Below are 22834 nucleotides of genomic sequence, written 5' to 3'. Positions count from 1 at the left end.
TCGAGGCCGAGCGCAAAATGGATTCTAAAAAACACCTTGCCAAATAGGAGCGTCAGGACGGAAGGACCCCGCCGCGCGAAGCGCACGGCGGGGTCCTGACATGTCCGAGGACGATTTGGGAGGTAAGCCCTGGGGCTCCGATGGGGGCGGTTCCAGCCGAGGCTATTCGTCGCCGAAGCTGATGCCCAACGCCTTGGCCTCGCGCACCAGGTCGCTCTGGGGGTCGACATACTTGAGCTTGCCGGCGACCTCCTCGAGCGGCATGTGGCACATCTTGCCGTCGCGCAGGGCAATCATGTAGCCAAACTCGCCGCGCAGGCAGCCAAGCGCGGCCTCGACGCCGCACTGGGTCGCAAAGATGCGGTCCTGAGCGTCGGGCTGGCCGCCGCGCTGCGTGTGACCGGGGATGGCGACGCGGGTCTCGCGACCGGTCTTGGCCTCGATCTCCTTGGCGATGTCGTAGACAATCGACGGGCTCGTACGCTCGGCGAGCTTCTTCTTGTACTCCTTCTTGGACAGTGCCGCGTCCTCCTTGGAGATGGCGCCCTCGGCGACGGCTACGATGGTAAAGCGGCTGCCGGTCTCCATGCGATGCTCGATGGTCTTGATGACGTTATCCATGTCGTAGGGGATCTCGGGAATCAGGATGACGTCCGCGCCGCCCGCGACGCCGGCATACAGCGGAATCCAACCGACCTTGTGGCCCATGATCTCGATGACAAACACGCGGCCGTGACTCGAGGCAGTGGTGTGGATGTCGTCGATGCACTTGGTGGCGACGTCGATGGCGCTCGTAAAGCCAAACGTCAGCTCGGTGCCCCAGGTGTCGTTATCGATGGTCTTGGGCAGGGCGATAACGTTGAGGCCCTCTTCGCGCAGGCGGTTGGCGGTCTTGGTGGAGCCGTTACCGCCCAGCATAAACAGGCAGTCGAGCTGCAGCTTATGATAGGTGTGGACCATCGCCGGCACCTTCTCGACACCATCGGTCTCGGGGGTATCCAGACGCTTGAACGGTGTGCGACTCGTGCCCAGGATGGTGCCGCCGCGGGTGAGGATGCCGCTAAAATCGGCGGGCGTCATGACACGGAACCTGCTGTAGATAAGGCCCTGGTAGCCGTCCTCAAAACCATAGATCTCGATAGGCTCTTCGCTATTGGTTATAAGCGTTTTGACGATGCCGCGCATGGTGGCGTTGAGCGCTTGGCAGTCGCCGCCACTGGTAAGAAGACCGATCCTGAGCATGATGAATCCTTCCGGGCAAGTTATAACATGCGCATAAGTTTACCCCCGCACACTGTTGATACAGGGGTAAAACGTGTTAGCTCAAGCGTATAGAAATGTAAGCAACGTCAGGCGAGCGTAAGGTCGACGGGCCTGGCTCCTTACGGCGTGAAGGCGTCGACGTCGCCCCAGTGGCGGCGCAGCGTGACGGCGGCAGCGGGCTCGGTGTTGTCAAAGACGACCGACCACTGCGTGTTGCTGGTGATGTCTTCCGGATTGGGCTCTTGCGCCGCAGCGCGTAGGGCCTTCCAAGCGACTGCCTCGTCTTGGGCGCCGGCACGGGCGTCAAGGACACCGGCGATTGCGACGGCGCGTTCCTTGCCATGGCCCAGCTCGCCATTCTTTTGGTTGGGGAGCACCTCGTCACCATAGCAGGCGTAGAAGTTCGTGACCTGGCGTACGGGCGTCGCCTTGCATGCACGGTTGGGATCGCGCGGATCCCACTCCACCACCCGCGCGTCACCGGCGGCGTCGTTGATAAAGAAGTGGTAGTCGCGTCCGGCCATGGCGTGCATGTCGTAGGCAGAAAGCAGGTTGACGGCCTCTTGCGTGGTGGCGGCACGGTCGAGCACCAGACGGATGGCGAGCGAGGTATTGATGACGGGGCGTTGCGTGTCCTGGTCACAGGGTTTGGAATCCAGGGTGAGCACGGCAATGGACACGCCACATTCGTTAACACCGTCGAGCTGGGCAAACGGGCCCATCAACGCCGCAGCGCGTCCGCCGACGGAGTCAAGCGGAGTGTTATCGCCCAGGTTGTTAAGGGCCGCAACGCCGATGGAGGCATAGCCGCCGCGCGGGTGATTACGCACCAGCAGCGCCGAGGTGTCGTCCTTAAAGTCGTAATTGCGACCGGTGCGCACGCGGCCTTCGGCATCTACGGCGACAAAAGCGCTGCAGGCAAACTGGGGCGCCTGGACATGTGCCGGCACACCGGGCAGCACCTGCGCCACCACGGCATCGATGTAGGCCTGGTCGTCGCGCACACCAGCGGCGATGATGCGATCAAGATCGTAGTCGTAGGCGATGTCGATTGCGTACAGGTCATAGCCATCCGCGTAGCCGGTCAAGCGTTTGAGTGACGCGGCGGACTTGATTTGTTTGTGATAAACGATGCCGGTGGCAGCGGCAAGGCCGACGGCGACTCCCGCGACACCGCAGGCGATGGCAATGTTACGTGGCTTCATGACGGCTCCTTTCGTCCTGTTAGCGTAATTGTCGCAAAAGGAGTGCGGGCATGATGGCTCAACTTGGCGAGCGGCGCGGGATTAAACATGGAATGAAAGGCACGGCACTGGCGCGGCGGGGTATGCTGGAGGGAACCATCAACCCAGTGAAAGGGGAGAGCATGACGGATCAGGAAACGCCCGAGCGCGCGCATGTGACGGCCGATGATATCGAGGCCGCTAACGACCTTATCGACTTTATCGAGGCGTGCCCCAGCATGTTCCATACGGCGGCGACCATTATGGCCGAGCTCGACGAGGCAGGCTTTACCTACCTGCCCGAGAACGCGGCGTGGGATATCGAGCCGGGCGGGCGTTATTACACGCAGCGCAATACCTCGAGCGTTGTTGCCTTTAAGGTGGGCGAGGACCTGGCTGCTACGTGGGGCGAGGACGGCGTTGCCGGCGACTATCATTTTCAGCTCACGGCGTCGCACAGCGATTCGCCGACGTTTAAGGTCAAGGCCGTGCCCGAGCTTGACGGCGCGGGCGAAACGCTGCGCCTGAACACCGAGGCTTACGGCGGCATGATCGACTACACCTGGTTTGATCGTCCGCTCGCGCTGGCCGGACGCGTGCTGGTGCGCGAGGGCGACCGTATTGAGAGCCGCCTGCTTGCCACCGAGCGCGAGGTCGCTATTATCCCGAGCCTTGCCATCCACATGAACCGCGGCGTTAACGAGGACTTTGCTCCCAACCGAGCCATTGATCTGTGCCCGCTCATCAGCGCCGGTGACCTTAAGCAGGGAGATTTTGACGCCCTGATCGCTGACGAACTGGACGTTGAGCCCGAGCAGATCCTGGGCCGCGATCTGTTCCTGGTCAATCGTCAGGATGCGCGCATTTGGGGCTGGGCCGACGAGTTCATCTCGACGCCCAAGCTCGACGACCTGGCCTGCGCCTACACCTCACTGCAGGCATTTTTGGGTGCCGAGAACGCGCACGACGTTTCGGTCTTCTGCTGCTTTGATAATGAGGAGGTTGGCTCCGAGACCAAGCAGGGCGCCATGTCGACGTTCTTGGCCGACGCGCTGCGCCGCATCAACGGATCGTTGGGCTTTGACGACGAGTCGTACCACCGCGCACTTGCCGCCTCGATGCTTGTAAGCTGCGACAATGCACATGCCGTGCACCCCAACCATGCCGAGAAGTGCGATGCCCGCAATCAGGTGGTACTCAACGGCGGCATCGTCATCAAGGAGGCCGCCAACCAGCACTACTGCACCGACGCCTTTAGCCGCGCGGTGTTCCAGGCCATTTGCGATGACGCCGACGTGCCCACGCAGGCCTTTGCCAACAAGAGCGATATGGCCGGCGGTTCTACCCTGGGCAATCTGTCCAATATGCAGGCGAGCATGCATGCCGTGGACGTGGGCCTGCCGCAGCTTGCCATGCACTCGAGCTACGAGACCGGCGGCGTGCGCGACGTGATGTACGCTATCCGCGCCCTCACCGCCTTCTACGAGCGCAACCTAACCATCAACGGCGCCGAAAGTGTGGAGCTCTAAAACCTGCCAAAAAGGGATGTTTATTTTGGCAGGTTTTATCTGGGCGAATGCAAAGGGTGAAACCGAACTGGATTGGTGATGCGTAGCCGCCGAGGTGCAGTGTGCCTCGGCGGCTTTTTGTGTACAGAGTACGGCTAATGCTTATAAATGCTATACATGCTTTACGTATCTACCATAGAGTTTTATGATAGTTTTGAAGTATTAAGGAGGGGTTATGACCACAACAGCCGCTCAGATCAACGTACGTCTCGATGCCGATCTTAAAAGGAGTGGGGACGCCGCTCTCTCCAAGGCCGGTATGACGCCGAGCCAAGCGGTGCGAGCGCTCTGGCAGCTTGCAGCGTCGCTGGCCGATCGCCCCGGTGCGCTCGAGGATATCCTGCTGCCCAGTTGTGCCCGGGCGGAACAGCGCGAGCGCGAAAAGGCCGCCAAACGTAAGCTCGAGCTCATGGATCAGGGGTCGAAGCTGTTCGCTGCCGCTTGCTGTGAGTCGGGAATCGATATGGTCAAGGCTCAGCCATCGGACGACGAAGAGCTCAAACGGAATGCCTATGCGGATCGCTATGGCGAGGAGATGAGCTGGCTCTATGAGTGAGACTCCAAAGCGCATCTTGGTCGACACCAACGTATGGCTCGATTACTTCATTCCCTCACGACGTGGTCGTTCGGTGGCGATTGAGTTTTTACGCGATGCGTGCACGGCGCAGGTAGATTTGCTGTATGCGGCGACATCGTCCAAAGACCTGTTCTATTTGATTTCAAGCGAACATAAGGCATGGTATCGGCGAGAGCACGGTTCGCTTTCCCCGTATGCCGCTGCGGCGGCGACTTCGCTTGCATGGGATTGTCTTAGCGTGCTGTCGCAGCTTGCCACGCCAGTGCCCTGTGACCTGAGCGATATATGGATGGCGAGCAGGCAGCGTGAACTCCATAGCGATTACGAAGGCGATTTAATCATTGCGGCAGCAATACGTGCTCAAGCAGATCTCCTGGTCACCAACGATGTCAAGCTCTGTTCGCATGCGCCCGTCGCAGCAATGAGTGTAGAAGACGCAAAGAATTACTTAGCAACGCTCTAGCAATTTGAAGACCCCGCAGGTTGAACAAAAGTCAGCGAATGCCCCCAGGCAGGGCCGCGCCAGCCAGTCCCTACAGGTCGAACAAAAGTCAGCGAGAGCCCGTCTGGGCGAGCAAGGTGCCTTGAAACAAGGCGGCATTGACCTTCTGGTCATGCCGCCGAAGTTGAAAGGCAGATTGCCGTCCAGACGGGCTTGCAGCGTCGGCTCATTACGCCGTTCGTTAGAACGGCGTAATACTTAGTGCTCGATCCAGCAGCGCAGGGTTTCACCGGCCTGCAGGTGACGCAGATTCTCCGCGGCGATGTCGACCACGTTATTGAGCGTGGCCTCTAGGTGGAACCAACCGGAGACGTGCGGCGTGATGAGCATGTTGGGTGCATCCCACAGTGGGCTTGTCTCAGGCAGCGGCTCGGGGTCGGTGACGTCGACCGCGGCGCCGGCGAGATGTCCCGACTCCAGGGCGGCAACCAAGTCGTCGGCGACCACAAGATCGCCGCGGCCGCCGTTGGCAAAGAAGGTGCCCGGTTTCATCGCGGCGAAGAACTCGGCGTTCGCCAGGCCGCGGGTCTCGGGTGTGCTGGGCATAAAGGATGCGACGATGTCGGCCTCGGCTAGGCGCTCGGACAGGGCATCCATGCCGTCCATGTCCTCAAACACAATGGGATAGACGAGCGGATGGCGCTTGATGCCGCGGACGTGCGCACCCATGCTGCGGCAGAGCGTGGCAAAGTGGCCGCCGATATCGCCCGCGCCCAGCACCAGCACGTTGGCATTTTTGAGCGAGGTGACCGGGCCCAAGTCCTCCCAGCGATGTTCGCGCTGCAGGTCCTGGTAGCCGGGCAGGCGCTTCATCATTGACAGCACCATGGCAAACATGTGCTCGCTCACGGCCTGGCCGTAGGCGCCCACCGAGCAAGACAGCTTGGCGTCAGCCGGCACGGTGCCGGCAGCAAGGTAGTCGTCATAGCCCGCGGTCTGCAGCTGCAGTAGCTGGAGGTGCTCGCATGCGGTAAGCAGGGCAGGGTCTATGTTGCCCAAGATCACGTCGGCGTTGGCGACTTGTTCATGCGTGATGGCGTCGGCGCTCGTATAGATAAAGTTCTCGCCCGGAGCGCTCGACTCAAGAATTGCGCGATGGCGGTCGTTGACGGGCAACAAAACCAGGATGTTCACAAGCAGTCCTCTCCGCTTGACCTGCCAAAAAGGGACAGGTTTATTTTGGCAGGTTTTATCAGGCAAAACGCTTAAATAAAGCGCCGGGCGCTCATGGACGGTTTATAAGTCCATGAGCGCCCGGCGTCCGTGCGGCTACCAGCTCAGCAGCTCGTAGCCGTCCTCGGTCACTACGAGCTGTACCTCGCACTGGGCCGAATCGCTGCCGTCCTTGGTGCGCACGCACCAACCGTCACCCTTGCTAATCTTGATGTCGGGCGCTCCGGCATTGACCATGGGCTCGATGGTAAAGACCATGCCCGGAGCCATGATGGTGTCCACATCGGGCGCCTCGGTGGTAAAGCCTACAAACGGGTCCTCGTGGAACTCCTTGCCAATGCCGTGTCCGCCGTACTCGCGCACCACGCTAAAACCGGCGTCCTCGACCGTCTTTTGCACGGCCTCGGCCATCACGGACAGCGGTAGCCATGGCTTGACGGCGGCTAGACCCGCTTCCACGCTGGCGCGAGTGACGTCGACCAGACGCTGGCGCTCGGCAGAGACCTTGCCGATGCAGAACATGCGGCTCGAATCGCTAAAGTAGCCGTCCAAGATCGTGGAGCAGTCCACGTTGATGATGTCGCCCTCGTGCAGCACGTCCGTATCGCAGGGGATACCGTGGCAGACCACATCATTGATCGAGGTGCACACGCTCTTGGGGTAGCCCTCGTAGTTGAGGTCGGCCGGCGTGCCACCGTGCTCGACGGTGTAGTCGTAGATCATCTGGTCGATCTGGTTGGTGGTCATGCCTGCGGCGATATGCTCGCCCACATAATCGAGCACGCCCACGTTGATGGCTGCCGAGCGCTTGATGCCCTCGATATCGGCGGGAGTCTTGTAGAGCGTGCGAGGCAGAACCTCCCAGCCTTCTTCCCACAAGCGCTCGAGGCGCTCATCAAAGGCGCTATGGCATTTCTTGTATTTCTTGCCGCTGCCGCACCAGCAAGCGTCGTTGCGGCCGGGCACGGGTCCTTTGTCATACATGGCTAACTTCCTTTCATTCGCAGCTAGTATAGCCCACGCACGCGGCCATAAAAGTTGCGGTGATATAGTTCCGATTTAAGCGGTTTAACAGCACAAATAGGAACTATATCACCGCAACTGATGGGGCGGGATGGCGGGCACTAGCCGCTGCGTGGTTTTGCTAGTAGCTCACCTGGCAGGGAATACCGAGGGCGCGCACGCGCGCGGCAATGGCGTCGAGTACCTCGGGCACTGCTTTGGCAAGGCCGGCGATCGGTGTTTCGCGCGCCACCGTGTAGATGGTCGCCTCCTGCGGGCGAATGCGCTCAAGCGCCGCGAGCCAGGGGGCAACGTACTCCTCGCCGGTGTTGTCGATGGGCTTGCCCCGGTACTCACCGCTCAAAAACATCGTCTGGATAATAACGTGACCGTTAAAGCTTGCGAACGTCTCAATCTGGTGCTTGACGTCGTAGGGGCCAACGGGCTGGTCGAGCAGCTGGATAAACGCCGGGTCGACGGTATCGAGCTTAAGAATGTTGTCGTCGACCATCATGAGCGCGTCGTGCACCTCGGGGCGGTCGGCGCGCGTGCCGTTGGAGAGCACGGCGATCTTGGAGTTTGGGGCAAGCTCGTCGCGCAGCGCGACGGCGCCGGCAATGGCCTGCGGAAACTCCGGTGCGGCGGTGGGCTCGCCGTTGCCTGCGAAGGTGATCACATCGGGGAGCTCGCCCTCGGCTGCCATCTCGCGCAGCTTTGCCTCGAGTGCATCGAGCACCACGGCAGCCGTGTTATACGGCTCGCGGCAGGGGCGCTCGGCGTTGAGGCCGTTTTCGCAGTAAATGCAGTCGAACGTGCAGATTTTGCCGCTGGCCGGCATCATGTTGACGCCGAGCGAGAGACCAAGGCGACGGCTGCGAACGGGCCCAAAGATGGGGCTGGCATTCAAAAACGTAGACACAGGCATATGCTCCTCAAGACAATTGTGCCTAAGCATAGCATCGGCTCCAAAGCAAGGTGTGGGCTCTTGCTTTACAAGTTTCGTTTTTTCACGTCGCTCATGATGCCGTGCCATGAAAAGCCTCGGGTCGGGTAAAGTTAATCTGTTAACAAGGTGTAAAGCAATGCGGGTCCATCCAACCGTGCTGACGTGCAACTGGATGAGCATTGATGATGGGGGCACAACATGGATTTTACGGTCGAGAATGCGGGCACCACGATTGCCTGTCGCGAATATGCCGACCCGGATGTGTCGCCTGATGCTCCTGCCTTGGTGTGCGTGCACGGCGCTTGTGTCGACGGCACATTTTTCGACGGCATCGCTTGTGAGCTCAGTCGCAACTACCGCGTAATTGCCTACGACCGCCGCGGCTGTGGTGGCAGCAGCGATGCGGCAGACGGCAGCTATGATCTTGCCGCTCAGGCCGCCGATCTGCAAGCCGTGATCGAACACGTTGGCGCTCCGACAAATGTGCTTGCGCACAGCGCCGGTACGTTGGTGGCGCTGGAGCTTCTTCGTACCGAACCCCATCTCGTCGCCCGTGCGATTCTGCATGAGCCGGCTGTGTCGGCCGAAGGCGTCGGCATGGGCGCAGCCCCGGTTTTGCTCGATATGATTGCGGCTGGAAAGGTTTCAAGGGCGCTCCGGCTTTTCTTGGGAGCCCTCGGCGACTTGGACCCCGAGGCTCCTGGAACGACCGAAGCGGAAGCCAAACATGCCCTGCGCAATGGTCGTTGCTTCATGGCCAATGAATACGGGATTACTATGACCTGCGTTCCCGATTGGGATAGCGTTCGCGCGTCAAAAACGGTGGCCGCCGTGCTCCTGGGCGAGCTCTCGATTGGCACGCCCCGCGAGGCTGGCACGCGAGCGGCTGCCGAATATCTCGATTGCCCTCTCGTGACGATCCCGGGCGCGCATAACGGTCTGCGCGATCGCCCGGCAGCGGCTGCCCGGGCTGTCCGTGGCATCCTGGGGCTCTAACACCCGCAATGGCCAAAGCAGGCTTCACCCGCAAACGTTTCGGCCGTGTTAACAAATGTGCTCAAAACCTCACGTCTGCGACTTCAATCGCGCCGCCTGCCAACTCATAAAAATGTAACAGCATTCACGTACTTACCTGCATCGACAAGGTGTTACCCTTGTAGCATTTGGAACCCACCGCTACCATGCGAAACTATCGAAAGGGCCCCATATGCTCAATAATCACGAGGTCAATCTAACCGACGAGGAGGCTGCCGCTGAGGTCGCCCGTGTCGCGAAGAACTACCCCGTGGTGCGTTTGCTGTCGGCCGATCAGATTAAGAGCGAGCCTAACTGCTTGCTCGCCGGCGATCGCTGCCCTTGTCTGCGTCAGTCGAGTCTTGAGGCTTTGGCAGACTCCGATGAGGTGTCGGAGCAACTGCTCAATGATGGCACTGAGTACCGCGCCCGTCTACGCCCTCTGAAGGTCGAGGGCGAGCCTCACGTCTTGCTGATGGTGCGTCCGATCGATGGGCAAGAGGCTGCAAAAGAGGACCTTGTCTACACCGACGTGCTGACGAGCGTGCACAATCGCCGATATTACGAGGAAAAGCTCCGTAGCGCCCGCATGAATGCCGGCGTTGCGATGATCGACGTTGATGATTTTAGGGCCTTCAACGATACGTGTGGCCGTCATGCCGGCGACCTTGCGCTCGGTGCTGTGGCGACAGCCATACGCAGCGGAATTCGTTCGACTGACGAGCTTGTGCGCTATGGCTGCGACAAGTTTGTGGTTGTCATGCCCAATATTCCCTCCGATGACTTCACCCGTCGCCTGCATCAGGTGTCCGATGCCGTTCATTCCACGATTATTCCGGGCCATGAGTACGTGAGCTTGACGGCATGTGTTGGTGGCGTTCGCATTCATGGCGAGACGGTCGATGAGGGCGTTGGCCGCGCTGTCCAGTTACTGAGCCGCGCTAAGGCAAAAGCCGGTACGGTCGTGACCGATGCCGATTCCATCGAGGCCTTCCAAAGCGAAAAGCCTTTGGTACTTATTGTCGATGACTCCGAGATGAACCGAGTCATTCTCAGCGAGATGCTCAAGGACGAGTATTGCATCCTCGAGGCCGACAACGGTCGTACGGCGCTCGACATGGTCGACCGCTATGGTGATGAGTTGTCGCTCGTGCTGCTGGATATTGTCATGCCGGGCATAAGCGGCTTTGAGGTGCTGGCCGGTCTGTCGCGCCGATCGGTTAGTGACAATCTGCCTGTCATCATGATTTCGAGCGAAGATTCCGATGATATGGTTCTGCGCGCGTACGAGCTGGGCGCCTCGGACTATATCAACCGCCCGTTTGACTCCCGTGTCGTGCGCCGCCGTGTAAGCAACACCATCCGCCTATACGCCAAACAGCGCCGTCTGACGAGCCTGCTGTCCCAGCAGTACAACGAGCGTGTCAAGAACAGTCGCATGCTCATCGACATCATGGCTGGCGTCATGGAGCTTCGCAACGGCGAGAGCGGCAGGCACGTTACGAACATCGAAAAGCTGACCGAGCTGCTGCTTGGCTGTCTGGTCCAGCGTAGCGACACCATTTCCCTTGACAATGAGGAGCGCTCCACGATTGCCCTGGCTTCGGCGCTGCACGATATCGGCAAGATGTCGATTGACGATGCGATTCTCAACAAACCCGGGCGCCTTACGTCCGAGGAGTTCGAGATTATGAAGACGCATACCACGATCGGCGCCGACATGCTGCTTGAGCTGGGTAGCCATCACGCCGGCAATGCGCTTATGGAATATGCGTACCAGATTGCGCGTTGGCATCACGAGCGCTGGGACGGCAAGGGTTATCCCGATGGCCTTAAGGGCGACGAAATTCCCATTGCCGCACAGGTGGTTTCGGTGGCCGACGTGTACGATGCTCTGACGAGCGTGCGCGTGTACAAGGACGCTATCCCGCACAAGGAGGCAATTCAGATGATCCTGGACGGTAAGTGCGGCACCTTTAACCCGCTGCTGCTCGATTGTCTGCTTGAGGTGCAAGACCAAATTGCCGAGACGTTGGCACGCCCCGCCGACGTTGTCGCGTTTCCCACGATTTAGTTTGACCAAAGGAGTTTTTAATCCATGATTTCCATGCGTGAGGCGTATGAGAAGATCGGCGCCAATTATGATGACGCGTGCGCTCGGCTGATGGGCGAGGAAATGCTCGCCCGCTTTGCCCTCAAGTTTTTGGATGACGAGAGCATGGACAAGCTGGAGGCCGCCATGGCGGCGGGAGACGCCGAAGGTGCGTTTATGGCAGCGCACACGCTCAAGGGCGTGAGCCAGAACCTGGGATTCGATAATCTGTACGAGCCGGCGGTCGTGGTGACCGAGGCGCTGCGCGGCGCCGATGCCGTTGACGGCGCTCGCGAGGGGATGCATGCGCTGCAGCAGCAATATGCGGCTACGATGTCGGCCCTGCGCGAGACGGCCGAATAAGAGCTTGCGAGCCTTGGGCTGCGCGCCTGTCGCGTATAGGCAAAAGGGCGCCCCGTCGGACCATGTGGCCGGCGGGGCGCCCTTATCTGTTATGCGGTTCGCGAACTAGCGGGTCTGCTTTACCTTGGCCGCCGCCTCGACAAACGACTTCCACAGGTTAAAGTCGGTCTCGAGCGTCTGCCAGGTGTACTCGGGATGCCATTGCACACCCAGACAGAACGGCTGGCCTTCGACTTCGATGCACTCGGGAACGCCGTCGGTTGCCTTGGCGACCAAGCGCGTGCTCTTACCCAGACGATCGACGCAGCAGTGATGTGCGGAGTTGGTCTGGATCAGCCTGTGCCCGCCAACCGCGCGCTCCAGCAGCGAGCCCGGCACGACCTCGACAGGATGCACAGGGTCGTTGAGCACGTGGGTATGGCGCCACTGCGTGCGGCCCTCGCGCGCGCCCAGGCTCGGCACGTCCATGCACAGGGTGCCGCCGGTGGCGACGTTGAGCAGTTGCGTGCCGCGGCAGGTGGTAAAGAGCGGCTTTTTGGCACGGAGCACCTCGCTGACCAGCTTAAACTCAAAACTATCGCGGATCTCGCAGCAGAGGGTGGGGTCGTAGGGTCGATCATCGCCCCAACGTTTGGGATTGACATCGGGGCCGCCGGGAATGGCGATGCCGTCGGCGATTTCCACGTAATGACGGATAACGTCGACGTCTTCGGTAATGGACATCTGCAGCGGCAGACCGCCGGCGGCAAGAATGGCGTCGACAAATACGCTCGCAATCTCCTCGTTGGGGGAGAGCGTCTCGCTCAAATAGGGCTTCGCTTCTTCCCAGCGTGGTGCTACCAGGATAAGCGGGCGGTCAGCGGGGTCGACGTCGACGTGCGGAGTGTAGGACGATGAGGTGTGGGTTCCGATCATAGGTGTAACTTTCGAGTTTGGATGGGCATGGCTGGCGGGTGGGCGGTCTGGTTAGTGGCCCTTGATGGAGTTGAGGAAGTCCTGGGCGCGCTGGGTCTTGGGGTGGTCGAAGAACTCGTCGGGCGTGCCGGTTTCCACGATCTGGCCGTCGGCCATAAACACGACGCGGTCGGCAACGCGGCTGGCGAAGTTCATCTCGTGCGTAATGACGATCATCGTCATGCCCTGCTGGGCCAGGCGGACCATGACCTCGAGCACCTCGTTGATCATCTCGGGGTCAAGGGCACTCGTGGGCTCGTCGAAGAGCATGGCCTTGGGCTGCATGGCGAGCGAGCGGGCAATGGCCACGCGCTGCTGCTGGCCGCCCGAGAGCTGAGCGGGCACCTTGTCGGCCTGTTCGGCAACGCCCACGCGGCTCAGCAGGTCCATGGCGCGCTCACGAGCTTCCTCCTTGGACACGCCCAGCACGTCGACCGGCCCCAGCATGACGTTCTGCAGCACCGTCATATGCGCGAACAGGTTGAACTGCTGAAACACCATGCCCAGCTCGGCGCGCATGCGGGCAAGATCCTTGCCTTCCTGCGGCAGAGGCTCGCCCTCGATGAGGATCTCGCCCGAGTCGATGGTTTCCAGGCGGTTGATGGTTCGGCACATGGTCGACTTGCCCGAGCCCGAGGGGCCGATCACGACGACGACTTCGCCGCGGTCGACCGAGAGATTGATGTCGTTGAGGACGTGCAGATCGCCATAGTGCTTATCGACGTGCTTGAGCTCGATCAGCGGCTGATTACCGGTAGAAGAAGTGCTCTGTGCCATGGTGCTCGGCTCCTTATGACTCGAAATGGTAAATCGTTAGCGAATGATGGTCGCGCCGGTCTTGCGCGAAACGTAGACAGCGGCCTTGTTGATTGCGACGTTGATGAGGATATAAATGACCGCGATCACTAGGTAGACCGACACGAGGGCGTCGTAGTTGGTAATGAGCACGCGGGCGTTTTGCATAAGGTCGGGGTAGCTCACCACGTAGGCGACGGTGGTGTCTTTGACGACGACCACAAGCTGCGAAATCAACGACGGAATGATAAACCGAATGGCCTGCGGCAGCACGATTTTAAAGGTGATTTTAGCCTTGGAGAGACCGAGCGCCTGGGCGGCCTCGACCTGGCCGCGCGGCACGGCATTGACGCCGGCACGGAAGATCTCGGCCAGTACGCCGGCCGCAGCGAGCGCGACGGGAAGCGTGAGCATCCAAAACGACGGCAGTGCGATCTTGTACTGGGGCAGCACCAAAAAGAAGAAGTAGATGAACAGAAGGCTCGGCACGCCACGGAAGAAATCGGTGAGCACGCGGCAGACCAGCTGCAGCGGCTTAATGTCGCTGGTGCGGCCGAGCATAAGGGCTAAGCCCAGTACCAGCGCAATGACGCCGGCGGTGAGTGCGACTTTAACGGTGCCCTCAAAACCGGCAAGCAGGAACTTCCAGGTGGTGAGGTGCGTAAAGAAGTACCAGTAATGGACCGAAAGCTGGCCGGTCACGTAAAAGCGCTGCAGTACCAGAGCGATGAGCGCGGCCACGGCAACAAGTGAGATGGCGGTGCCGACGCGAATCTTGGCGCGCATCTTGGGGCCGGGAGCCTCGTAGAGCGCATCGCGCATGGTGAGCGCAGAGGTGGAGTGCTTGCTCATCGGAGGATCCTCACCTTCTTATCGATATAGTTGCCAATGTGGCTCACCACAAAGGCCGTGCCCAGGTAGCCGAGCGCCGAGATGAAGAACGCGGCGACGCCGCCGAGCGAGCGCGTGTTGATGTAGCTCACCACGCCGGTGAGCTCCTGCGGTTTAAGCGGCACCTGACTGCCGAGCGCGGTGGTGAGCATGACGGCGATAAAGAGGTTGGTCATGGGCAGCACGCTCGAGCGCAGCGCCTGCGGAATCACGATCTTGGCGAGGATACGGCTGAAGCTCATGCCCAGCGAGCGGGCGGCTTCCACCTGGCCGACACCGACGGTGTTGATGCCGCTCATAAAGTTCTCGGAGCCAAAGGCAGAACCCAAGAGCACTGTGGCGACGATGACGCAGGTGCGGTAGGGCAGGACGACCTTGAGCGGCGGCAGCGCGTAGACGACGATAATGAGCAGCGCGATGCCGGGGATGTTACGGAAGACCTGGACATACAGGTCGCCAAAGACGCGCAGCGGCTTGAGCGGCGACACGCGCATCACGGTGACGGCGACGGCCAGCACCATGGCGATGGCAAACGACTCAAGCGTCATGCCCCAGGTTGCTAGCAGCGCGTCGATATAGTTCTGGCCATAGAGCGACCAGAGCTCGGAGAGACTCATGCGGACCTCCCGCCGGTAAGGAAAGGGGCTCCCGTGTGTACGGAAGCCCCGACAACTCAGTGAGGAAACAGTTTAGCGCAATAAAGCACATCGTGCGTTTCCGTATGGTTTCGTAGCGGCCGTTACTAGGCTCGCTGCCTAGGCGCCGATCTCGGGCAGCTCGGGAACATTGGTGTCGCCCGTACGGTCGCCAATGCAGATCTGCCACAGCTCGGTCCAGGTGCCGTCATCCTCGATCTTCTTAAGGAAGTCGTTGACAAAGGCGACACCGTCGGAATCGAGCGGCAGGCCGATGCCGTAGGGCTCCTTGCTGCCGAAGGGCTTGCCGGCAATCTTGTACTTGCCGGGCTCGCGGACCAGGGCGCTCTGCTGCATGTTGTTGTCGATGACGTAGGCGTCAACGCGGCCCTGCTGAAGTGCCTGGCGGGCCTCCTCGTCGGTCTTGAACTCCTGTTGGCTGGCCTTGGGGGCGAACTCCTCCAGGATGGCGGGGCCGTTGGAGCCGGACTGGACGGCGACGTTCTTGTCGGCCAGGTCGTCGACGCTCTTGATGTCGTCGTTGTCGGCGAGCACCAGGATGGCCTGCTGGGTGTAGTAGTAGGGACCGGCGAAGGAGACGAGCTTCTTGCGCTCGTCAGTGATGGTGTAGGTGGCAAAGACAGCGTCGACCTGGCCGTTCTGCAGGACGGACTCGCGCGTGTCCGAGGTCACCTGGGTGATCTCGACCTTGTTCTCGCCCAGAATGTAGTTGGACAGGAGCTGTGCGATACCGGCGTCGAAGCCGCGGGTCTGACCGTCCTTCTCGTTGAGGAGGGAGAAGAGCGTGGAGGTCTGGACGCCACCGATCGTAAAGACGCCGGCAGCCTTGACGGCCGTAGCCCAGGTGCTGGCGGCGATGGCGTCATCATCGGCCTTGGGGCCGTCGTTGACGAGCTTGTCGAATGCCTTGGCGTCGAGCGTGGCGGAAACCTCGGTATCCTCGGAGCTCTTGGAGGAACCGGCGGAACCCTTGTCGGCCTCGGCACTGGTGTCGGAGCAGCCGGCAAGACCAAGGCCGGCGACGGTTGCGAAGGTGGCGGCAACGAAGCCGCGGCGGTCGAGAACGACCTGCTGGGAGAGGTTCTTGCTCATGGTAGAACACCTTTCTCAATAAAATCCCTAGCGGTTGAGTAGAGTTATACCCTATCGCGCTCAAATGGGTCAACACGAAATAACTCAGAAACATACTTACCTTATGGGTAATTCTTCCTACCAAAAAGGGACAGGCACCTTTGTGGTGGTTCTTGCAGATGTGGTGGCCTGTCTCGCTGCTTTGTCTCAATCTGTAACATCTGCAGCCATTTTTGCCGAGTAACTGTTACAGATTGAGATTTTCTCTTCAGGGGAATTCGAATGTCTCGATCTGTAATAGGTAGACGGCCAAAAGGTCTCTATCTGTTACAGATCGAGACAAAGGTTTGGAACTAAGACGTCTTATCTAGATCTGTAACAGTTAGACGGGGATTCGGGCCCTAGATGTTACAGATTGAGATAGTTGAGCTCAAAAATAAAAACTTCCGCAGGGGTGCTTCCCTTGCGGAGGTTTTTTACTCGTTGAGTAGCCTTACGGCCTCGGCGGCCATGTTCTCGACCGTCATGCCGTTCTGAGCGAGCAACTCGTTGGGGTCGTAGCGGTCGGGGAAGCCCTTGGCGATGCCAAAAGTGCGCGTGCGCACGGGCGTGCAGGCCAAGTAGCACGCGACACGCTCGCCCCAGCCACCGTCCAAGATGCCGTCCTCGAGGGTGACGACAACGCGATGCTCGGCGGCAAGGCTGTCGAGGAACTCGCGGTCAAGCTTGGTTGCAAAGCGAGGGTTGACGAGCGTGGCCTCGATGCCGTACTCGGCAGCCAAGCGATTTGCCACGTGCTCGCCCAGCTCAAAGAAATCGCCGAGCGCGAGCACGGCCACGTCGCGGCCCTGGCGCACCACGTTGTAGCGCGCGACACCGTAATCGGCGTCCTCGGCAGGCGCCAAGTCGGGGCGGCTTACCAGGCCAATGCCGGGCACGCGAATCGCCACAGGATGCTCGCGGTGATCGAGCGACCAGCTCAGCATGGACAGATATTCCTCCATGCAGGCCGGCGCCAAGTAGTGCATGTTGGGAAGACCGCCCAGCATGGAAATATCAAAGAACGAGAGATGCGTCTCGGATGTGGTGCCAAAGATCGACGCGCCAAATACCAGGATGGTTGCGGGGGCGTCGTTGAGGCACAGGTCGTGCCACAGCTCGTCGTAGGCGCGCTGCAAAAACGTGCCGTACACACCAAAGACTGGCTTGGCGCCCGAGCGCGCAAGCGCGGTGGCAAAGGTCACGGCGTGCTCCTCGGCAATGCCCACGTCAACAAACTGCTTGCCTGCCGCGGCGCGAAGCTCGGGCGTAAAGCCCATGATGTAGGGCGTTGCGGCCGTGATGCCCACAACCTGCGGATCGCGCTCTATGGCAGCGCTCAGGGCCTCGCCCGTAATGTCGGCATAGGTGCGCGGCGCAGGCTCGCTCGGATGGCCCGGGCAGAGCTTGCGCCCAGTCGCCATGTCAAACGGACCTACATGATGCCAGCGCTCGGGGTCGCTCTGGGCCGGCTCAAAGCCCTTGCCCTTCGCGGTGGAGACGTGCAGCACGATGGGATGATCGATATCGCGCAGTTCCTGCAGCACGTCGACTAGGGCCAACACATCGTTACCGGCGTCCAGATAGCGGTAGTCGAGCCCCATCGCGCGGAAAACGTTGCGCTCACAGGTGCCGTTGCTGGCGCGCAGCTCGGCCAGATTGCGATACAGGCCGCCATGGTTCTCGGCAATGGACTGGTCGTTATCGTTGACGATGATGATCAGGTTGCTGTCGAGCTCGGCGGCATTGTTAAAGCCCTCAAACGCCAGACCGCCCGAAAGCGAACCGTCGCCAATGATGGTGATGACGTTGTACGCATCGCCCGCCAGGTCACGAGCGTGCACCAAGCCGCAGCCCAGGCTCACCGATGTGGAGGTGTGGCCCATGGCGAACAGGTCGTGTTCGGACTCGTCGGGATTGGCAAAGCCAGAGGCCTCGCCGTAGCGTGCCGGGTCGATATAAGTGTACGCGCGCCCAGTCAGCGCCTTGTGGGCATAGGTCTGGTGCGACACGTCAAAGACAATTTTGTCGGTGGGGGAGTTAAACACGCGATGAAGCGCAACCGTAAGCTCAACGACGCCCAGGTTGGGGGCAACGTGCCCGCCGACGGCGGCGGAGCTTTCGAGGATGGCGTGGCGGATCTCGCCGCAGAGCAGCGGAAGCTCGGCGCGATCGAGAGCCTTGACGTCCTCGGGCGTTGTCGTTTGCGTAAGCAGCATCGTTGTGGGTTACTCCATGCGAATCGTGCGCCGGCACTCCCTCGGCCGGCACAATTGCACAAGACAGTCTCGCACATTTTGGCGTTTGATATGTGACGGCGGCGCGGTAATTCGCCAACTGGTGGGGCAAAACGTTTTGTCCGATGCCATACTGATAAGTTCCATGATGATTTTATTCATTGCGTGCAGGCTGTGGCTTGCCGCCGAGCGCCGCCGGAAGGAGGCCGCATGTCCGATACCGTTCGTGCCGAGAAAATCGCGTGCGAAGTAGACCATGCTGCCCGTCAACTGGCACAGGCGGGCCGTCTGGACCTGACGCGCGAGTTTATCCAGCATGGCGATGTGACGGTGTATACGCATGTGACCTCGGTGGCGCGGGCAAGTCTGTCCTTTGCCGAGCGCCTGGGCCGCGTCGGTATCTCCGTCGACCGCTTATCGCTGCTGCGCGGGGCCCTGCTGCACGATTACTTTCTCTATGACTGGCACGATCCCGACCCAAGCCATCGGCTGCATGGCTTTCGCCACCCGTTTTTTGCCTTGGCGCGTGCGGAGGAAGATTTTGAGCTGACGCCGCGCGAGCGGAATATTATCGTACGGCATATGTTTCCGCTGGTGCCGGTGCCGCCGACGTGTCGCGAGGCATGGATTGTGTGCCTGGCGGATAAATGGTGCGCGCTGCGCGAGACGATTGCCGGCCGTCTGCCGCGCAAAGGCGGCGCGAACGATTTGAACGAGGGCCCGAGCGACGGCTCGAGCAAAGAATCGAACGAAAAGAGGAGTGGGTAGACGGTGGGAACCGCGATCGGCATGGCATTTGACGGCGCGACGCTTGCCGCCTGTCCGCTCTCGGCGCTGGTACTCTCGTTTGCCTTCTACGGTTTTTGCGGCTGGGTATGGGAGTCGACAGTCTGCGCCATGCTCAACCACGGATGCTTTGCCAACAGCGGCTTTTTGCTAGGGCCGTGTTGTCCCATCTACGGTGCGGGCGGCATTGCGTGCTGGTTGCTGCTGCATGGAATCCCAGACGCCTCGAGCCAGTTTGTCGCTGCCGCGCTCGTATGCAGCGTGATCGAATATAGCGTGGGCGTGCTGTTGGAAAAAACGACGGGTGCCCGGTTTTGGGATTACTCGCATCTGCCGTTTAACCTGCACGGACGCATCTGCCTGTACTGGGCCTGCGCGTTTGGCCTGGGTGCACTGTGCATTTGCCGTTTAGTGGAGCCGGCATTGCTGGGGCTGCTTGGCCATCTGCCGGTGCTGATTGTGCGGCTGTCCGCCTTTATCGTCGCGGTCGCGATGATGGTCGACGCGGTGTGCTCGTTGGCGAGCTGGCGGCGTCTGTCTGATCAGCTGGAGCGCGTCCGGGCCGACCTTGCCGACCGCATCAATGAGTCGCTTGCCGATGCCTCGGACTCAATGCTCGAACGTATTCCCGATTCTACGATTGACTCGGTGGCACAGACGCACATCCGTAGCCGTGCCGTTAACGCGTGGCTGGCCGAGCTGGGTGACGCCGCGCTCGATGCCCTGCGCGAGAAGGCTTCGATGCCGACGTTTATCTCGGATGGTGCTCGCGGCCTGGCGCTCGCTGCCCGCCGCGTTGCCGATGTCGCGCCGAGCATGCCGCGTCCGTCGCTCAGTCGTCGCCTTGCCGGCAAGCGCATGAGCCGTCCGGTGCCGAGTGTGTCGCTCAGCCGTCGTGACCTGCGCTTCTTTAACGCCTTCCCGCGTCTGCGCATCAATCGCTACGAGGGCGTCATCCGAGCTACCGACCTCCGCGACCGAGCCCGCGAGCTGTTCCGGCGCTAGCTGGGACGGGCGCGCTCACGGCTCCCTTGCTTGCGTATTTCCCGTTGGTTTCGCGTCCGTTGCCGCTCCGTTTCCAAGATTACGGCACCGTTGGAGATGGCACGATCTGGGTCGAGCCGGTCGAAGAAGTCATCCGCATCCGCACCGGCGAGCACGGCCCCGCCGCGGTGTAGGACAATCTTTCGCCTGACGGGCGTGCCTCTCTTGGGGCACGCCCGTTCTCGTCTACAATATCGTGCAGACGAAGGAGAGGCACGCTCATGATCAAGATGTTCGCGAGTGACTTAGACGGAACGCTGCTGAACGCCCTGCACGAGGCAGACGGGACCATCCGCCGTGCCATTCGTGAGCTGACCGAGGCTGGTCTGCATGTGGTTCCCGCGACCGGGCGCTCGACGCTGCCGATTGGCGAGCATGGTTTTACGGGCCTGGCGCTTGACGCCTGCTGCTCTAACGGCTCCATCGTGCGCGACAGCCATGGAGAGGTGCTCAAGACCTGGACTATCGATCCGCAGATTACCGAGGAGCTGCTCAAGGAGTTTCCGGACATTTGCTTTGATTGCTCCACGCCCGATGGCATGTTCTCGAGCGGCTCGTTCGAGATGCACCAGGCGGGCTTTAAAAGGGACAGTCCTATCAAGCGCATCGTGATGCGCGGTATGCGTGCGCGTGGCGGGTACCACGAGGAACAGTATTTCGATCAGTCGATCGGCGATATCTTGCGTCACGATGTATGCAAGATCAATTGTCGCGTGATCTCGCCCGAGTTGGAGCGCGACCTTAAGGCGTATCTTGCCGAGCGTTCGGACCGCGTGGTCAACGCGCCGTTCGATCCGGTGATGTTCGAGATCACGGACGTGGCATGCAACAAGGGCGAGAGTGTGGCCTGGCTGGCGGGCTACTACGGCATTGCCGAGGACGAGGTTGCGGTTTATGGCGACGGCGGAAACGACATCGCCATGCTCAAGCGTTTCCGCCACAGCTACGCGACCAAAAACGCTAGCGATGCAGCTAAAGCCGCCGCGAGCGCGACCATCGGCAGCTGCATGGTCCACGCCGTTCCCAAACACATGCTCGCCACCATGCGCAAGCAGAACTCTCACACTGTCATCGAATAATGTGACAAAGGGACTGTCCCTTTGTCACATGGGGGATACCGGCTTTTGGCGTATAGGACTATTACGCTTTCGCCACCAACAAATTTCGAGTTATTCGGCCTGTCGGAGGTCGTTAAATGGCTAAAGATGCCCTCTCGGGAACATTCATGCCTCTAATGGTGTTTGATTCGGTGACGTAAGTGCGCAAATGGGCATGTATACGCTCAAATAAGGACAAAAACCCTCAGATAATCCCGACGGTGCATTTATACTACAGAACCAGTAGCGTGGCCGAATAACTCGAAAAATGTAGGTGGCAGTTCGGCGACAAGCTCGGGTATGGCAAAGGAACTGTTCCTTCGCAATACCCGAGCTCTGATCTTCTGAAATGCGAACAAACATACGCATATCTAACTGCGCTTTGATAGAATCGGTATCGTTGACGGCAGTCCCATGTGCCGGGCAGCGCCCTCCATCTGATGGGAGGTGATGCCCATGACCGATTTGATTGATTTCGTGAGACTTCTGACCGCCATGGTCTCGTTCTTCACGGCGCTTGTCGGCCTTTTCGAGGCACTCAAGCAGCGTTCGAAGCGTAACAGAAGGGGTCGCCGCCGCTAAGGCGTTGACCCCCTAATGCAAACAACGGCGCTGCCCAGCTAGCTACAACTTGGGCTGCCGTCGACACTATTCTACCCACGAACGACATTTTGGACAATCGGTAATGCCGCCGTGGGATGTGACAAAGGGACTGCCCCCTCGTCACATTCTAAATATTGCCTTTACGTGTTGATGCACACGGTGTGCAATAATACTCGCACTGTGCAATAGTGCACAGGTTGAGTAACAGGGAGGACGCTTGTCCCAGCTCGAGAAATGCGATCGCCGATCCCTTCGCTCGCAGCGTGCCCTTCGCCAGGCACTTGCCAGCGAGCTTGCCGAAAGCGGCGACCTTTCGCGCATTAACGTTGCGTCGCTCACCGAGCGCGCCGGTCTTACGCGCCGCACGTTCTATTCGCACTACCGCGATATTCCCGACTTTATCAATCAAATCGAGGACGGCTTGCTGGCCGAGATTCGTGAGCGCATTGAGCTCATCACTGCAGCTCAGCTGCCCGATCTCTATCACAACATCGATGAGCTCGAGCCGGCGCCCGGTTCGGTTGAGCTGCTGCGTTATCTTGCGGCCAACCGCGACTTAATCGGTGCGCTGCTGGGTCCGGGCGGCGACCAGGCCTTCATTAAAAGGATTATCGACACCGCGCGTGAGGCTGTGGTGCCGCGTGCGCAGACGGGCATTTTGGGCCTGGCGCTGGGCACGTTCTTTGACTACTACGTTACCTACGTCGTGAGTGCCGAGGTCGGCATGATTCAGCGCTGGTTCGAGCGTGGACTCACCGAATCGCCCGAGGCCATGGCGCGCATTATGACGGTGCTCGCTTTTGTGCGCCCTGGTGACCTGTATGGCCAACCCATCGATATCAACGTGCCGGAATACGGCATGAAGCTATTGAACTTGCAGCTTGAGGACGCGGCCGACACCGCCGCAACCGTCGAGTCCAACAACTAAGAGGAGAGAC

Annotated in this window: 23 protein-coding genes; 12 read left to right on the top strand and 11 right to left on the bottom strand. The window is 60.2% G+C overall.

What is annotated here, in order from left to right; all coding sequences use genetic code 11:
• Positions 1 to 162 precede the first annotated feature (162 nt).
• Together DW645_RS07435 and DW645_RS07430 are read right to left on the bottom strand one after the other, a co-directional pair.
• The gene (locus DW645_RS07435; RefSeq protein WP_118227113.1) at positions 163 to 1242 is read right to left on the bottom strand and encodes a 6-phosphofructokinase; all 1080 of its coding nucleotides are present in this window, start codon (positions 1240 to 1242) and stop codon (positions 163 to 165) included.
• Positions 1243 to 1382: 140 nt separating this feature from the next.
• Positions 1383 to 2468: a carcinine hydrolase/isopenicillin-N N-acyltransferase family protein gene (locus DW645_RS07430; protein WP_118227111.1), complete on the bottom strand. Its 1086-nt coding sequence runs from the start codon at positions 2466 to 2468 to the stop codon at positions 1383 to 1385.
• Between the two features lie 161 nt (positions 2469 to 2629).
• Here DW645_RS07430 and DW645_RS07425 point away from each other — a divergent pair, with 161 nt between their 5' ends.
• The 3 genes from DW645_RS07425 to DW645_RS07415 all read left to right on the top strand — a co-directional run bounded on the left by DW645_RS07425 (position 2630) and on the right by DW645_RS07415 (position 5094).
• Positions 2630 to 4015 (top strand): M18 family aminopeptidase, encoded by a 1386-nt coding sequence (locus DW645_RS07425; protein WP_195535549.1) that lies wholly within the window; start codon positions 2630 to 2632, stop codon positions 4013 to 4015.
• 214 nt (positions 4016 to 4229) lie between these two features.
• Positions 4230 to 4610, top strand: a complete 381-nt coding sequence (locus DW645_RS07420; protein ID WP_118227109.1) for a translation repressor RelB — start codon at positions 4230 to 4232, stop codon at positions 4608 to 4610.
• A complete protein-coding gene (locus tag DW645_RS07415; protein WP_118227107.1) occupies positions 4603 to 5094 on the top strand; it encodes a PIN domain-containing protein in 492 nt (163 codons plus the stop codon). The genes DW645_RS07420 and DW645_RS07415 overlap by 8 nt, the downstream gene beginning before the upstream one ends.
• A 237-nt stretch (positions 5095 to 5331) precedes the next feature.
• Here DW645_RS07415 and DW645_RS07410 read toward each other — a convergent pair whose 3' ends face one another.
• The 3 genes from DW645_RS07410 to DW645_RS07400 all read right to left on the bottom strand — a co-directional run bounded on the left by DW645_RS07410 (position 5332) and on the right by DW645_RS07400 (position 8233).
• On the bottom strand, positions 5332 to 6267 hold the full coding sequence (locus tag DW645_RS07410) for a D-2-hydroxyacid dehydrogenase (RefSeq protein ID WP_118227105.1): 936 nt from the start codon (positions 6265 to 6267) through the stop codon (positions 5332 to 5334).
• Between the two features lie 135 nt (positions 6268 to 6402).
• Entirely contained in the window at positions 6403 to 7290 is an 888-nt protein-coding gene (map, locus tag DW645_RS07405; RefSeq protein WP_118227103.1) for a type I methionyl aminopeptidase, read from the bottom strand.
• A gap of 160 nt (positions 7291 to 7450) precedes the next feature.
• Entirely contained in the window at positions 7451 to 8233 is a 783-nt protein-coding gene (locus tag DW645_RS07400) for a radical SAM protein (protein WP_233540742.1), read from the bottom strand.
• 219 nt (positions 8234 to 8452) lie between these two features.
• Here DW645_RS07400 and DW645_RS07395 point away from each other — a divergent pair, with 219 nt between their 5' ends.
• The 3 genes from DW645_RS07395 to DW645_RS07385 all read left to right on the top strand — a co-directional run bounded on the left by DW645_RS07395 (position 8453) and on the right by DW645_RS07385 (position 11723).
• Positions 8453 to 9250, top strand: a complete 798-nt coding sequence (locus tag DW645_RS07395; protein ID WP_117758378.1) for an alpha/beta fold hydrolase — start codon at positions 8453 to 8455, stop codon at positions 9248 to 9250.
• 211 nt (positions 9251 to 9461) lie between these two features.
• On the top strand, positions 9462 to 11342 hold the full coding sequence (locus DW645_RS07390) for a diguanylate cyclase (protein ID WP_118227101.1): 1881 nt from the start codon (positions 9462 to 9464) through the stop codon (positions 11340 to 11342).
• Between the two features lie 24 nt (positions 11343 to 11366).
• On the top strand, positions 11367 to 11723 hold the full coding sequence (locus tag DW645_RS07385; protein ID WP_022094661.1) for an Hpt domain-containing protein: 357 nt from the start codon (positions 11367 to 11369) through the stop codon (positions 11721 to 11723).
• 105 nt (positions 11724 to 11828) lie between these two features.
• Here DW645_RS07385 and DW645_RS07380 read toward each other — a convergent pair whose 3' ends face one another.
• From DW645_RS07380 to DW645_RS07355, 6 genes are all read right to left on the bottom strand, one after another.
• Complete coding sequence (locus DW645_RS07380) at positions 11829 to 12638, bottom strand: gamma-glutamyl-gamma-aminobutyrate hydrolase family protein (protein ID WP_022094660.1); 810 nt, start codon at positions 12636 to 12638, stop codon at positions 11829 to 11831.
• A gap of 51 nt (positions 12639 to 12689) precedes the next feature.
• Positions 12690 to 13454, bottom strand: coding sequence for an amino acid ABC transporter ATP-binding protein (locus DW645_RS07375; protein WP_118227099.1), 765 nt, complete (start codon positions 13452 to 13454; stop codon positions 12690 to 12692).
• 36 nt (positions 13455 to 13490) lie between these two features.
• Positions 13491 to 14324: an amino acid ABC transporter permease gene (locus tag DW645_RS07370; RefSeq protein ID WP_118227097.1), complete on the bottom strand. Its 834-nt coding sequence runs from the start codon at positions 14322 to 14324 to the stop codon at positions 13491 to 13493.
• Complete coding sequence (locus DW645_RS07365) at positions 14321 to 14980, bottom strand: amino acid ABC transporter permease (protein ID WP_022094657.1); 660 nt, start codon at positions 14978 to 14980, stop codon at positions 14321 to 14323. Before DW645_RS07365 ends, DW645_RS07370 begins: the two co-directional genes overlap by 4 nt.
• 138 nt (positions 14981 to 15118) lie before the next feature.
• Positions 15119 to 16111, bottom strand: coding sequence for a glutamate ABC transporter substrate-binding protein (locus DW645_RS07360; RefSeq protein WP_117584137.1), 993 nt, complete (start codon positions 16109 to 16111; stop codon positions 15119 to 15121).
• Positions 16112 to 16566: 455 nt separating this feature from the next.
• Complete coding sequence (locus tag DW645_RS07355) at positions 16567 to 18348, bottom strand: 1-deoxy-D-xylulose-5-phosphate synthase (protein WP_118227096.1); 1782 nt, start codon at positions 18346 to 18348, stop codon at positions 16567 to 16569.
• Positions 18349 to 18576: 228 nt separating this feature from the next.
• Between DW645_RS07355 and DW645_RS07350 the strand changes: the two genes are divergently transcribed.
• The 6 genes from DW645_RS07350 (at position 18577) to DW645_RS07330 (ending at position 22824) form a co-directional block, all read left to right on the top strand.
• Complete coding sequence (locus DW645_RS07350) at positions 18577 to 19134, top strand: HD domain-containing protein (protein ID WP_118227094.1); 558 nt, start codon at positions 18577 to 18579, stop codon at positions 19132 to 19134.
• A gap of 3 nt (positions 19135 to 19137) precedes the next feature.
• The gene (locus DW645_RS07345) at positions 19138 to 20157 is read left to right on the top strand and encodes a putative ABC transporter permease (RefSeq protein WP_233540741.1); all 1020 of its coding nucleotides are present in this window, start codon (positions 19138 to 19140) and stop codon (positions 20155 to 20157) included.
• Positions 20158 to 20216: 59 nt separating this feature from the next.
• Positions 20217 to 20330, top strand: a complete 114-nt coding sequence (locus tag DW645_RS07340; protein WP_233539702.1) for a P-II family nitrogen regulator — start codon at positions 20217 to 20219, stop codon at positions 20328 to 20330.
• Between the two features lie 87 nt (positions 20331 to 20417).
• Positions 20418 to 21275, top strand: coding sequence for an HAD-IIB family hydrolase (locus DW645_RS07335; protein ID WP_118227092.1), 858 nt, complete (start codon positions 20418 to 20420; stop codon positions 21273 to 21275).
• Between the two features lie 474 nt (positions 21276 to 21749).
• Entirely contained in the window at positions 21750 to 21875 is a 126-nt protein-coding gene (locus tag DW645_RS10175) for a hypothetical protein (protein WP_255413348.1), read from the top strand.
• 238 nt (positions 21876 to 22113) lie between these two features.
• The gene (locus tag DW645_RS07330; protein WP_040358972.1) at positions 22114 to 22824 is read left to right on the top strand and encodes a TetR/AcrR family transcriptional regulator; all 711 of its coding nucleotides are present in this window, start codon (positions 22114 to 22116) and stop codon (positions 22822 to 22824) included.
• The last annotated feature ends 10 nt before the right edge of the window (positions 22825 to 22834 follow it).

It is taken from the genome of Collinsella sp. AM23-17 (assembly GCF_003470945.1).
Taxonomy (GTDB): Bacteria; Actinomycetota; Coriobacteriia; order Coriobacteriales; family Coriobacteriaceae; genus Collinsella; species Collinsella aerofaciens_O.
This window is presented reverse-complemented; position numbering and strand designations above follow the sequence as displayed.